The 12534-nt window shown below is 75.0% G+C and carries 11 protein-coding genes; 6 read left to right on the top strand and 5 right to left on the bottom strand.

Annotated elements, in window-relative coordinates:
- Positions 1-32: 32 nt before the first annotated feature.
- On the bottom strand, positions 33-512 hold the full coding sequence (locus E0F75_RS19330) for an Lrp/AsnC family transcriptional regulator (RefSeq protein ID WP_187623763.1): 480 nt from the start codon (positions 510-512) through the stop codon (positions 33-35).
- A gap of 226 nt (positions 513-738) precedes the next feature.
- On the opposite strand from E0F75_RS19330, the gene E0F75_RS19335 reads away from it, so the two are divergent.
- The 4 genes from E0F75_RS19335 to E0F75_RS19350 all read left to right on the top strand — a co-directional run bounded on the left by E0F75_RS19335 (position 739) and on the right by E0F75_RS19350 (position 6574).
- Positions 739-2151, top strand: a complete 1413-nt coding sequence (locus E0F75_RS19335; RefSeq protein ID WP_187623764.1) for an FAD-dependent oxidoreductase — start codon at positions 739-741, stop codon at positions 2149-2151.
- Between the two features lie 213 nt (positions 2152-2364).
- On the top strand, positions 2365-3345 hold the full coding sequence (locus E0F75_RS19340; RefSeq protein ID WP_187623765.1) for a hypothetical protein: 981 nt from the start codon (positions 2365-2367) through the stop codon (positions 3343-3345).
- 382 nt (positions 3346-3727) lie between these two features.
- A complete protein-coding gene (locus tag E0F75_RS19345) occupies positions 3728-5230 on the top strand; it encodes an FUSC family protein (RefSeq protein ID WP_187623858.1) in 1503 nt (500 codons plus the stop codon).
- 288 nt (positions 5231-5518) lie between these two features.
- Positions 5519-6574 carry a lactonase family protein gene (locus E0F75_RS19350; protein ID WP_187623766.1) on the top strand — a complete coding sequence of 352 codons (1056 nt, stop codon included), beginning with the start codon at positions 5519-5521 and terminating at the stop codon, positions 6572-6574.
- 116 nt (positions 6575-6690) lie between these two features.
- Here E0F75_RS19350 and E0F75_RS19355 read toward each other — a convergent pair whose 3' ends face one another.
- Together E0F75_RS19355 and E0F75_RS19360 are read right to left on the bottom strand one after the other, a co-directional pair.
- Positions 6691-7614: a sirohydrochlorin chelatase gene (locus E0F75_RS19355; protein WP_187623767.1), complete on the bottom strand. Its 924-nt coding sequence runs from the start codon at positions 7612-7614 to the stop codon at positions 6691-6693.
- 80 nt (positions 7615-7694) lie between these two features.
- Positions 7695-8768, bottom strand: coding sequence for a BadF/BadG/BcrA/BcrD ATPase family protein (locus E0F75_RS19360; RefSeq protein WP_229312741.1), 1074 nt, complete (start codon positions 8766-8768; stop codon positions 7695-7697).
- A gap of 128 nt (positions 8769-8896) precedes the next feature.
- Between E0F75_RS19360 and E0F75_RS19365 the strand changes: the two genes are divergently transcribed.
- On the top strand, positions 8897-9574 hold the full coding sequence (locus tag E0F75_RS19365) for a uracil-DNA glycosylase (RefSeq protein ID WP_187623768.1): 678 nt from the start codon (positions 8897-8899) through the stop codon (positions 9572-9574).
- 130 nt (positions 9575-9704) lie between these two features.
- On the opposite strand, the gene E0F75_RS19370 is transcribed toward E0F75_RS19365, so the two are convergent.
- Both E0F75_RS19370 and E0F75_RS19375 read right to left on the bottom strand, forming a co-directional pair.
- Positions 9705-10787 (bottom strand): sialidase family protein, encoded by a 1083-nt coding sequence (locus E0F75_RS19370; RefSeq protein WP_187623769.1) that lies wholly within the window; start codon positions 10785-10787, stop codon positions 9705-9707.
- A gap of 143 nt (positions 10788-10930) precedes the next feature.
- Positions 10931-12016, bottom strand: a complete 1086-nt coding sequence (locus E0F75_RS19375) for an NADH:flavin oxidoreductase/NADH oxidase (protein ID WP_187623770.1) — start codon at positions 12014-12016, stop codon at positions 10931-10933.
- Between the two features lie 124 nt (positions 12017-12140).
- Between E0F75_RS19375 and E0F75_RS19380 the strand changes: the two genes are divergently transcribed.
- Positions 12141-12509: a helix-turn-helix transcriptional regulator gene (locus E0F75_RS19380; protein WP_187623771.1), complete on the top strand. Its 369-nt coding sequence runs from the start codon at positions 12141-12143 to the stop codon at positions 12507-12509.
- Positions 12510-12534: the final 25 nt, after the last annotated feature.

Raw genomic sequence — 12534 nt, forward strand, 5'->3', positions numbered from 1 at the left:
CATACCTCACCAGGTGGGGCAAGTTCCATGATTCAGGTGGAATCCGAGCGTCGTCCGACCGCCTCGACCAGCGGCAGCAGCCGGTGGGCCACCCGCTCCCGCAGCGCGATCTCGGTACGGGTGCGGACCACCCCGGGCAGCTGGATGAGCCGCTGGATGACGTCCTCCAGGTGCCCGGCGTCGCGGGCTACCACCCGGGTGAGCAGATCGCCGCCGCCGGTGATGGAGAAGGCCTCCACGATCTCCGGCACGGCCGCGAGCGCGTCGCCGACCTCGTCGAGGTGCCCCTGGGTCGCCTCGACATGGACGAAGGCGAGCACCGGGTGCCCCAGTGCGGCCGGAGAGAGGACCGGACCGGTCGCGGTGATCACCCCGTCGCGCTCCAGCCTGTCGATCCTGGCCTGAACGGTGCCCCGCGCCACGCCCAGGATCCGCGCGTACTCGCGCACGCTCGTCCGCGGCTGCTCGATGAGCAGCCGCAGGATCCGGGTGTCGAGCTCGTCCACGGCCATACTCGGCGGTCCTCCTCTGTTCCTTCGGCCCGGCACGGGGGTACCTGGGTTCGGAATCGTTTCATTCCGGTACGGAATCCGCTCCTCCAGGGCCCTCGGAGCGTCCCCCAGGGTCTTTCCGCGCGCGCGGAGGCGGCCGGAAGGCGACTGAGCTCGGCGGCTCCGGGTATCTCCCGAGGAGGAGTACCGCGTGCCGTCCGCCGGGCACCCGCGGAGAGGAGCGATCATGCGACGCGGATCCGGGAACTCGTACTGGATGGCGTCGGCGCCGTCGCCCGGCGTCGCGCACCCGCCCCTGGACGGTGATCGCTCCGCCGACGTGGTCGTCGTGGGGGCCGGTGTCGCCGGAGTGTGCACCGCCCGGGAGCTGGTCCGAGCGGGGGCCGACGTGGTCCTCCTGGAGGCCGACCGGATCGCGGCCGGCGTGACCGGGCACGCCGCCGGCGAACTGACCTCCCTGCACGGCCTCTGTTACGCCCACCTGCGCCGCCGCCGGGGCCCGGAGGCCGCCGCCCTGTACGCCGACGCCCAGGAGGGCGCCCTGCGTCAGGTGGAGCGGGACTGCGCGGAACTGGGTGTCGACGCGGAGATCGAACACCGGCCGGCGTTCACGTACACCGCCGACGAGGGCAGCACGGCGGAGATCCACGAGGAGGCGGATGCCGCTGAGGAGGCGGGCCTGCGCGCGACGACGGTGACGGACGCGGGGCTCCCCTACCCGGTCGTGGCCGCCGTGCGGGTGGAGGACCAGCTGCAGTTCCACCCGCGCCGGTACCTGCTCGGCCTGGCGGACGACTTCGTCGCGCAGGGCGGTCGCCTCCACGAGGGCACCCGCGTCACCGAGCTCCACGACGGCGCCGAATGCCGTCTCACGGTGGAGGGCGGAGCCGCGGTCCACGCCCGGGACGTCGTCCTCGCCACCCACTTCCCGCTCCGCTGCCACAGCAGCCTCCTGGTGCGCCTCTCGGTGCGCAGGGAGCTCGTCGTCGCCGCGTCCGTGGACGAACGCCATGCCCCGTACGGCATGTACGTGACGTTCGACGACGGCGCCCGGTCGGTGCGTACGGCTCCGCTGGGCGAGGGACGGCGATTGCTGATCGTGGCGGGCGAGGCGTTCGAGCCGGGCAGCGGGGGCGTGCCCGAGAGGTACGCCAGCCTGGAGGCCTGGGCGCGCGGACACCTGCCGGGCTTCGCCGAGGCGGCGGAGACCCACCGGTGGGCCGCTCAGGACGTCCACACACCGGACGGGATGCCCTGCGTGGGCCACGAACACCCGGACACCCAGCACGTCTACCTCGCCACCGGCTTCGGCGGATGGGGCCTCAGCAACGGCGTCGCCGCCGGCCGCCTGCTGGCCGCGCACATGACGGGCGCGCCGCGCCCGGCGTGGACGGAACTCGTCGACCCGCGCCGTCACCTGCCGGTGCGCGAGGTACCCGGGGTCGTACGGCAACAGTCCACGGTGGCCCGCCACTACGTGGCGGGTTGGCGGACGGCCCGACGCTGCACCCACATGGGCTGCGAACTGGGCTTCAACGAGGCCGAACAGACCTGGGAGTGCCCCTGCCACGGCTCCCGCTTCGTAGCCGACGGCAGCGTTCTCCAAGGCCCGGCCACGCGCGCGCTGGCGGAGGACTGAGCCGGCGGGCAGCGCGGGTGGTGCGCTGAGGCCGTCGGGGAGGGCGCGACGACGGCGGGGTGAAGGGCACGGAGGGGTGGCAGAGGAGGGCCGGCCGGGTGCAGGCCCCGGCCGTCCTCGCGAACCGCCCGAGTGGGTGATCGGACAGGGCATCCGGCGGAGGCGGCGAGCGGGATCCCGGCCCCCGCGCGCGGTCGGCGCAGAGTGGGCGGCGTGGATGTCGAGGAAGTCGCCGAGGAGTTGTACGGGCTGAGGCCGGCGGAGTTCGTGGCCGCGCGGGACACGTACGTCGCCCGGGCGCGTGCGGCGAAGGACGCGAGGGCGGCGAAGGCCGTCGCCGGCCTGCGGCGCCCGTCGCTCGCCGCGTGGGCGGCGAACCGGCTGGCCCGGCAGCGGCAGCAGGAGGCTCAGCAGTTCCTTGCCCTGGGGGAGACCCTGAGGGAGGCTCACCGGACGCTCGACGCCGAGCAGCTGCGGGCGGCGAGCGGGCAGCGGCAGCAGCTGATCGCCGCGCTCGCCCGTACGGCCGCCGCGCTCGCGGGAGAGGCGGGGCTGGCCGTGAGCGACACGGTGCTGCACGAGATCGAGCAGACCCTGCACGGCGTTCTCGCCGACCGGGACGTGGCCGAGCAGTGGTCGAGGGGCCGCCTCGTCAAGGCGCCCGAAGCGGTGGTCGGATTCCCCGCGGTCGCGCCGGAGGCCGTGCCCGCCCGCCGTGCCCCGGCCGCCGGAGCAGCGGAAGCCGCCGCGACCACTGCGACCGCCGAGACCGCCGCGACCACTGCGACCGCCGAGACTGCCGAAGGCGAGGAGGCGGCCGGAGCCGCCGAACGGCCGGCGCCGAAGAAGAAGCCGGCCCGCGGTGAGGAGGCGCGGCGCCTGCGCGAGCTCGCACGTGCCCGTACGGCGGTGGAGGAAGCCGACGGCGAGGTCGGCCGGCGCGAGCGGGAGCTCGTCGAGGCCCGTGACGCGCGGCAGACCGCGGCGGAGGCGGCCGAAGAGGCGGCCGAGCTCGTCGGTCGGCTGGAGCGCGAGCTGCACGACGGCCGGAAGGCCAGGCAGGAGGCGAGGGCGGCGGCCACGACGGCGGGCAAGGCGGTGACGACCGCGGAGCACGCCCTGCGGGAGGCCCGCCGTGCCGCCGCGCAGGCCGCCGGCGCTGTTCAGGACCTGGAGCGCCCGAGTCGGGGGTGATCGGGCCGGGCAGGGACCGCGCCGCGCCGGAGCCAGGGTGACCCGGTCGGGCGGGGACGGCAGCGCGTCGACGCCAGGGTGTCCGGGCCGGGACGGCGACACGTGCCCGCGCCGGGGTGGTCCGTTGGCCGCCGGGCGGTCAACGGAGACCGCCTCTCACTGGGCCAATGGCCCACTCGATGGCTCAGGAGTTGAGCCAGGGGCGCCCCGGATGGTTTCCTTGGCGTATCCAGGTACTTTCGGCGCCGCGCAGCGCCGGGGCGGCGACGAGGCCGGTCCGGACCGCGGCGCCTTCGTCATGTCCGCGAGCTCCCACCACCCCGGGACGCCGCGAGGCAGGGCGGAAGGCAAGACGAGGGGGCGGTTCACAGCCGTGAAGAGGATGTTCGTGGCACCGGATCCGGGGCACGTCAGGTTGAAGAACTCGCTGCGCGCCGTCATGGGCATCGCGCTCGCCGTCGCCCTCGCGGAGCTCGCCGGCCTCTCGCTGACCGCGTCGATCACCGGCGGTCTGGCCGCGCTGCTCGCGCTCTTCACCGTGATGGACTCCACCGTCCGCGCGCAGGCCGTCACCACCCTGCTCCTCCCGGCCGCGGGCTTCCCCGTCCTCGCGCTCGCCACAGCGCTGCACGACATCACGCTGCTGCGGGACGTCGCCTTCCTCGCCGTGGTCTTCTGCGGGGTCTACGCCCGGCGCTGGGGCCCGCGCGGGCATGCGCTGGGGATCTTCGCGTTCATGAACTTCTTCACCACCCAGTTCCTGCATGCCGTCCCCGGGCAGCTCCCCGAGCTGTGCGCGGCCGTCGGCATCGCCCTGGCCGCCGCCGGCGCGGTGCGCTTCCTCCTGTGGCCGCTGGAACGCCGTACGCCTCCGCCCGCCGCGCCGGCACCGCTGCCCGGCTCCGGGCTCTCGCGTGTGACCACCCGGCAGGCGATCCAGGCCGCGGCCGCGTGCGCCGTGGCGCTCGCGATCGGCCAGGTGCTCTCCGAGGACCGGTGGTACTGGGCCGTCGGCACGACGTGGTGGATCTTCGTCAACACCGTGTCGCGGGGCGAGACGCTGGTACGCGGCTTCCGCCGGGTCCTCGGCACGGTGATCGGGATCGCCGTCGGCATGGTCGTCGCCATCCCGCTCGACGGGGCCGTGGTCCCCACGGCCGCCCTGGTGGCCCTCTGCGTCTTCGGGATCTTCTACACCGCGCCCGTCTCGTACAGCTGGATGATGCTGGCCGTGACCGTGATGGCGGGTCTGCTCTACGGGCTCCTCGGCGTGCTCGACCCGGCGCTGCTGGTGCTCCGTCTCGAGGAGACCGCCGTGGGCGCGGTGTGCGCGGCGCTCGCCGTGCTGCTCATCCTCCCGGTCACCACGCACGCGATCAACGACGCCTGGATCCAGCGCGCGCTGCAGGGCGTACGGTCGGCGACCTCCGCCTCCCTGCGGCGCCTGTCGGGTGACGAGGACGCCGACCCGACCCCTCACGCCGCCGAGCTGGAGCTGCTGCTCGGACGCGTACGGCTCTCCCTCGCCCCGCTGGTCCACCCGCTGAGCCCGTTCCGCGGCCGGAAGGCCCGCGCGCGGCGGGTCCTTGCGCTGCTCGACGAGTGCGCCGACGAGGTGCGGGGGCTCGCCGCCGTGGCGGCCGACCCGGCCGCGAGCCACGACGCCCGCCTCGCCGCGGCCTGCTGGCGCGTCGAGGCCGCGGTGGAGCGGCTGACGTCACCCCGGGGTGGGCGCGAGACCGGGGAGCGAGTGGCGGCGGACGGTGCGGCCGCCCCGGCCACCGGTCAGGCGGCGCTCGGGCACGTCAGCGGTCTGGAGAAGCTCCTCGCCGCGCTCGACGAGCCGCTGCGCACGCCGCCGGGCTCGTTGCTCGTTCGCTCCTGACGATTCCGGCACGTCGCCGACACGTCTGCGGCACGCCCGGGGCACCCAGCCGGGCACGCCCCCTGGGGCGCGCGCCCCGGCACCTCCCGGGCACGCCCCCGGCGCGCCCCGGCACCTCCCGGGTACGCCCCCGGCATCGCCGGAGGACGCCGCCGACGCGCCCGCCGGTCCCGCGCGCCCGACCCGCCGCGTCGTCCCGCTCCTCTCTCTTTGGTCTAGACCGCCTGCTACCGTCGGCCGGACGCAGGCCGGTCGACCGCGACCGGCCACGGGGACAGGGGAGGCGCCGTGGGCGGCACAGAGACGGTTCGGGACCGGAGCGCGGTACGGGCGTACATCGGCTCCTTCACCTCGGCGGGCGGGCGGGGAGTCCTCGCCGCCGACGTGGACCCGGAGACGGGCGCGCTGACCGTCACCGGCGGCAGCGACGCTCTCGCCGACCCCTCGTTCCTCGCCCTCGCGAGCCCCGTGCTGCACGCCGTCTCCGAGACCGCGGCGGGGGCCGTCGCCGCCTTCGACGTCAGCGGGCCCGAACCCCGCCTCCTCGGCGCGCCCGTCCCCGTCGACGGCGCGGCACCCACCCACCTCGCCCTCGCCGCCGGGCACCTCCTCACCGCCAACTACACCTCCGGCAGCGTCACCGCCCTGCCGCTGGCCGGGGACGGCACCGCCCGCCCCGCCACGACCGTCCTCCGGCACGAGGGCAGCGGCCCCGTCACCTCCCGGCAGGCCGGCCCGCACGCCCACCAGGTGCTTCCCGACCCCAGCGGCCGCTGGATCGTCAGCGTGGATCTCGGCACCGACTCCGTGCGGATCTGCGCCCTGGACCCCGACACCGGGGCCCTCACCCTCCACGGCGAGACCGCGCTGCGCCCCGGCACCGGACCGCGTCATCTCGCGTTCCACCCGGCCGGCACGCACGCGTACGTCCTGAACGAGCTGGAACCCACCCTCACCGTCTGCCGCTGGGACGCCGACGCCGGTGTCCTCGAACCACTCGGCGAGACCTCCGTCGTCCCCGAGGGCGCCCCCGGTCCCAGCCATCCCTCCGAGGTCGTCGTCGCCCCCGACGGGCGCTTCCTCTGGGCCGCCGTGCGCGGGGACGACACCCTCGCGGTGCTCGCCCTCGACCCCGACGGGGCCAAGGCCGCCCTGGTCGCCACCGTGCCCTGCGGCGGCAGCTGGCCCCGCGACCTGACCCTCGCCCCGTCCGGCCGGCACCTGTACGCCGCCAACGAGCGCTCCGGCGACGTCACCTGGTTCGCCCTCGACCCCGAGACCGGGATCCCCGCGCGCGCGGGCTCCGTCGAGGCTCCCGCCGCCTCCTGCGTCGTCTTCGGCTGAGGCCGGGCCGTAGGGCCCGTCCGAGTCCGAGATCCGCGAGACCGTACGTCGGAACGCCGAAGGGCCCGCACCGGATCCGGTGCGGGCCCTTCGGCGTACGGGCGGGGTGGCGGGCCTCAGAGCGAGGGTGCGCCCTGCGGCTGCTGCGGCGGGATGCCGAGCGCGGCCGTGTACTGCGAGAGCACGAGCTTGCCGATCGCCGGGTAGGCCCCCAGCGGCTCGGCGGCGGCGCAGCCGGCCTCCTTCGAGGCCTCGTCGAGCAGACCGTCGGCCAGCTCCGGACCGATCAGGTACGGGGCGAGCGCGAGCTGCTCCGAACCGGAACCGCGCAGCTGCTCGGCGACGGAGGCGATCGAACCCTCCTGGTCGAGCGCGGCGGCGATGACGGGCACGGCGAGGCGCGCGGCCAGCAGCATGCCGGTGATCCCCGCGGCCTGCACGGCCTCCTCGCCGCCGACCGTGGCGAGGATGATGCCGTCGGCGGCCGTCGCGACCGTGAACAGCCGGGCGCGGTCGGCGCGGGCCAGACCCGCCTCGGAGAGACGCACGTGCAGCGCCTCGGCGAGCAGCGGGTGCGGGCCGAGGACATCGGTGAGCTCGGCGGTGTTGCCGGCGTCCATGACGGCCTGGCGGACCTGGCGCGTCTGGGCGCTGTCCGGACCCGCGAGCAGCGGCACGACGACCGAGGCGGGGCCGGTGGGGGCGCTGACCTCACGGCCGGCGGCCACGGCCAGCTCGTACCGCTCGGTGCGCAGCGTGGCGGCGACCGTCAGCACGGTCGCGAGCGAGGGGTACTCGCTGTCGTCGCCCTCGACGAAGCCGATCAGGGCGTCGAGGCCGGGCAGCTCGGAACGGGCGATGCTCACGACCTCTTCGGCCAGCGAGCGTATGGCGGCGGAAGGCGCGCCGGGCACAGCGAGAACCAGTGCGGGAGCGCCCTCGGGCGCCGCCGCGGGTTCGGGGCGACGGTGCCGCCCGGACTGACGGGGTCGAGGCATTCGTACAGGCAGGCCGGAAGCAGGCCCAGTGGGGGAGCTCATGGCGCCGCATGCTACTGGTTTCGTCCGGGGCGGCGTCGGCTGAGGTACGATCATGCGCCTTCTGCCCCTCTATGTCCCCCCTATGGTGCGTCCGGAATGCGGTCTCCGGCCTCGTCGGGCGTCGACGCACCGCCTCCCACCTGGGCGGATGAGGCTGCCTGCGGAGCGCCTTCCCCGAACAGGCGCAGCAGTGCGGGGTCCTCCGGCAGCCGCAGCGTGCCGGTGGCGAGCGCCGCCGCGAGCGCGACGGCCCCGGCCAGCGGATCCCCCGCGGGGTCCACCGTCCTGGCGTGCGGGACGAGTTCCCCGAGCGCCGCGCGCAGCGGTACGAGCAGGGGGTCGCCCATCTTGAACAGACCGCCCGTCAGCGCCACCAGCGCCCCCGGCCCGGCCGGGCACGCCGCCTCGGCGGCCTCTGCGATGTGCAGGGCGGCCCGCGCCAGGATGTCCGCCGCCACCGGGTCCTCGGCGGCGCACAGTCCCACCTCGGGGGCGAAGGAGGCGAGCACCGCGGGCCGGTCGGTACGGGGGTAGAGCGCGCCCGGCAGGCCGGCCGCCGGGCCGAACAGCTTCTCCGCCCGGGCCAGGAGCGCCGCCGAGCCGCCGCGCCGCCCGTCGTACGCGCGCATGGCCGCCTCCAGGCCCGTCCGGCCGATCCAGGCGCCGCTGCCGCAGTCGCCGAGGAGGTGGCCCCAGCCGTCGGCCCGCCGCCAGGACGTCAGATCCGTGCCGAGCGCGATCATCCCCGTACCGCCGGCGACGACGGCCCCCGGCCGCTGCCCGAGCGCACCGGCGTACGCGGTGACGGCGTCGGCCGCCAGCGCAAGCCGGCGTACGCCCCAGGCCTCGGCGAAGGCCCCCGGCAGCTCGGCCCGCAGTTCGTCCCCGAGGGTCGCCATCCCGGCGGCGCCGACGGCCACGGCGACGACCGGCCGAGCGCCGTGAGGCTCCGTCAGGGCCCGCACGGCCGGCAGGACCTGGTCGAGGAAGTGCCGGGCGGAGATGCCGCCGGGGCCGGTCCGCACCGGTTCGCGCGACGCGCGGGTGTCGAGCACGGTGCCGCTCGCCGCCTCGGCCAGCGCGATCCGGAGTCCCGAACCCCCGGAGTCGACACCGACGACCAGAGCGCCGGAAGGGTCGTTCACGGAAGCCACGGAGACGACAGGGGTCACGGTGCACCGTCCTCGCAACGAGTGGGGCGGGGGAGTGGGCGGAGTCTAGGGGGTGGCCCGTGACGGCGCCCGAACCGGGGTGTCACAGTGGGCCGGTAGAGTGACGGACCGTGACAGCGCGACCTTTGAAGGAACTGGTGGAGCCCGGCTGGGCGGAGGCTCTGAGCCCCGTGGCAGGCCGAGTGGCGGAGATGGGTGACTTCCTGCGGGCGGAGATCGCCGCGGGCAGGACCTATCTGCCGGCCGGACAGCACGTCCTGCGGGCATTCCAGCAGCCCTTCGACGACGTGCGGGTCCTGATCGTGGGTCAGGACCCCTATCCGACACCGGGAATGGCGATCGGGCTCAGCTTCGCGGTCGCGCCCGAGGTCCGTCAGCTGCCGGGCAGCCTGGAGAACATCTTCCAGGAGCTGCACACGGACCTCGGGATGCCCCGGCCGTCGAACGGCGACCTGACCCCCTGGACCCGGCAGGGCGTCCTCCTCCTCAACAGGGCGCTGACCACCGCCCCGCGCAAGCCGGCCGCGCACCGCGGCAAGGGCTGGGAAGAGGTGACCGAGCAGGCGATCCGCGCGCTCGCCGCCCGGGGCAAGCCCCTGGTGTCGATCCTGTGGGGCCGTGACGCGCGCAACGCCCGCCCGCTCCTCGGCGATCTGCCGGCGATCGAGTCCGCGCACCCGTCCCCGATGTCGGCGGACCGCGGCTTCTTCGGCTCCCGTCCCTTCAGCCGCGCCAACGAACTCCTCCTGGAGCAGGGCGCCCAGCCGGTGGACTGGCGCCTGCCCTGACCCGACCGCCGGCCTCTTTCGTACGGAGGAGGCCACGGAACGGCCCGACCACGGAACCGCTCGGGCTCGGAACGGCCCGGCCCGGAACCGTCCCGGCCTCGAAGCCGCCCCGGCTCGCGAGCGCCCCGCCTCAGATCGTGGCCGCCCGCACGCACAGCACGTCCGGCAGGTGTTCGGCGAGGAGTCGCCAGCTGTCGCCGTCGTCGGCGCTCGCGTACACCTCGCCGTTGCGGTTGCCGAAGTACACGCCCGCCGGGTCCGCGTCGTCCGTGCACAGCGCGTCCCGGAGCACCGTGCCGTAGTGGTCGCCCTCGGGCAGGCCCCGGCTCAGCGGCTCCCAGGTGGCTCCTGCGTCGGTCGTACGGTAGACCCGGCACCGGCGGCCGGCCGGGACCCGGTCGGAGTCCGCGGTGATGGGGAAGACATAGGCGGTGTCCGGGCGGTGCGGGTGCGCGGCGACCGCGAAGCCGAAGTCGGACGGCAGGCCGGAGCCGATGTCCGTCCAGCCGGCACCCCCGTCGTCGCTGCGGAAGACGCCCCAGTGGTTCTGCAGATAGAGCCGGTCGAGATTGCCCGCGTCCTGGGCGATCTTGTGGACGCACTGCCCGAAGACCGGGTGCGGGTCCGGCAGGAACACCGCCGACACGCCCTTGTTGGAGGGCTCCCAGGCGGCCCCGCCGTCCTGCGAGCGGAACACCCCGGCGGTGGACACGGCGACGGTGACGGCGGCCGGGTCGCGCCGGTCGGTCACCACGGTGTGCACGGCCTCGCCGCCCCCGCCCGGCACCCACTGGGAGCGGGTCGGGTGCTCCCACAGCGGGCGGACGAGCTCGAAGGACTCCCCGCCGTCCCCGGACCGGAAGAGCGCGGCGGGCTCCGTCCCCGCGTACACGACGCCGGGGGAGTGCTCCGGTGCCGGGTGCAGCTGCCAGACGCGCTCCAGGGAGGCGCCGGTGTCCTCGGGGAACTTGACGGCCGGCCGCGCCGGTTCGGTCCAGGTCCTGCCGAGGTCGTCGGAGTGGAAGACGGACGGCCCCCAGTGGGCGCTGTCCCCGCCCACGAGCAGCCGCGGGGTCGGCCCGCGGGTGTCGATGGCGACCGAGTAGACCGCCTGCGCGGGGAAGGCCGGGTCGTCGAACTCCCATCGGCCGTCGTGCCTGCGGCCGATGAAGAGCCCCTTGCGGGTGCCTACGGTGAGGAGTACGTCGGGCATGGCTGCCAACCTCCAGGACGCCGTTGTCGCGGATACGGGCCAGTCTGCACCCGGCCACTGACAACGGCTCCCGGACACTCCCGGAGCCGCCCGCGCCACGCCGTACCCCCGTGGTTCAGGGGCGGGCGCTCACCTCGCGGTCCTCAGATCGCCCAGGCGTACTGCGGCGGCGCCGCGTGCGTCGTCGCGCCCAGGTCGCGGGCGGCGCGGCGGGCCCAGGAGGCGTCCCGCAACAGCTCGCGGCCGAGGAGGACCGCGTCGGCCTCGCCGTTGGCGACGATCTTCTCGGCCTGGTCGCTCTCGGTGATCAGGCCGACGGCGGCCACCGGCAGCCCGGTCTCGGCCTTGACGCGGGCCGCGAAGGGCACCTGGTAGCCGGGGCCGACCGGGATCTCGGCCGGTCCGCCGTTGCCGCCGCTGGAGACGTCGAGGAGGTCGACGCCGTGCTCGCGGAGGAGCGCGGCGAACCGTACGGTCTCGTCGACCGTCCAGCCCTGCTCCTCCAGCCAGTCGGTGGCGGAGATGCGGAAGAAGACGGGCAGTTCCTTGGGCCACACGGACCGCACGGCGTCGACGACCTCCAGGGCGAGCCGGGTCCGGTTCTCGAAGGAACCGCCGTACGCGTCGGTGCGGTGGTTGCTGTGCGGGGAGAGGAACTCGCCGATCAGATAGCCGTGGGCGCCGTGCACCTCGATGACCTGGAAGCCGGCGTCGAGCGCGCGGCGGGCCGCGTCCGCGAACTGCCCGGTGATCTCCCGGATCCTGTCGACGGTGAGCTCGGTCGGCACCGGGTGGCCCTCGGCGAACTCGACGGGGCTCGGCGCGACGGGCTGCCAGCCGGGGCCACCCTCGGGGACGGGCCCGCGGCCCTCCCAGGGGCGCTTGGTCGAGGCCTTGCGTCCGGCGTGCCCGATCTGGATGCCGGGGACGGTGCCGTGGTCCTTGAGGAAGCCGGCGATGCGGCGGAGGGCCTCGGTCTGGGTGTCGTTCCAGAGGCCGAGGTCCGCCGGGCTGATCCGGCCCTCGGCGGCGACGGCGGTCGCCTCGACCAGGATCAGTCCGGTGCCGCCGGTGGCCCGGGAGGCGTAGTGGGCGAAGTGCCAGTCCGTGGCGACACCCGCGTTCGGTCCGGTCATCTCCGCCGAGTACTGGCACATGGGCGCCATCCATACCCGGTTGGGCACGGTCAGCGACCGCAGGGTGTAGGGCTCGAACAGGGCGACGCTCATGACGGACTCCGTTTCGGGATGCCTCGAAGGACGTTAGTACGGTAACCATCGTAGTACGGCATCTGTCAAACTACGAGGGTCCTCGTACAATGGCTCGTATCCCGGATGAAGTGGAGCCGCCGCCATGACGACCGCCACCAGCCCTCGCGCCCTCGAACACCCCGCGCGCGACCAGATCCGACTGGAGGCGGTGCTGCACGCGCTCGCGGACCCGGTGCGGCTCAGGATCGTGCGGGACATGGCGCGCGAGCGCGCCGAACTGAGCTGCTCGTACTTCGACCTCCCGGTGACCAAGTCCACGACGACGCACCACTTCCGGGTGCTGCGCGAGGGCGGAGTCATCCGGCAGACGTACCGCGGTACGGCCAAGCTCAACGCCCTGCGCGAGGACGACCTCGAAGCCCTCTTCCCGGGCCTGCTCGCCACGGTCCTGACAGCGGCCGGCGCCCAGGCCGTGCGCGAGGACGCGACGGGCGCCCAAGGCCGGTCGTGAGGACGCGGCCGGCGCCCAGGCCGGC

Source organism: Streptomyces sp. CB02980 (genome assembly GCF_014451325.2).
Classification (GTDB): Bacteria; Actinomycetota; Actinomycetes; order Streptomycetales; family Streptomycetaceae; genus Streptomyces.

Coding starts and splice junctions, on each gene's coding strand:
- E0F75_RS19330 (WP_187623763.1), bottom strand. CDS start 512: ATGGCCGTGGACGAGCTCGACACCCGGATCCTGCGGCTGCTCATCGAG.
- E0F75_RS19335 (WP_187623764.1), top strand. CDS start 739: ATGCGACGCGGATCCGGGAACTCGTACTGGATGGCGTCGGCGCCGTCG.
- E0F75_RS19345 (WP_187623858.1), top strand. CDS start 3,728: ATGTTCGTGGCACCGGATCCGGGGCACGTCAGGTTGAAGAACTCGCTG.
- E0F75_RS19355 (WP_187623767.1), bottom strand. CDS start 7,614: ATGAGCTCCCCCACTGGGCCTGCTTCCGGCCTGCCTGTACGAATGCCT.
- E0F75_RS19370 (WP_187623769.1), bottom strand. CDS start 10,787: ATGCCCGACGTACTCCTCACCGTAGGCACCCGCAAGGGGCTCTTCATC.
- E0F75_RS19375 (WP_187623770.1), bottom strand. CDS start 12,016: ATGAGCGTCGCCCTGTTCGAGCCCTACACCCTGCGGTCGCTGACCGTG.
- E0F75_RS19380 (WP_187623771.1), top strand. CDS start 12,141: ATGACGACCGCCACCAGCCCTCGCGCCCTCGAACACCCCGCGCGCGAC.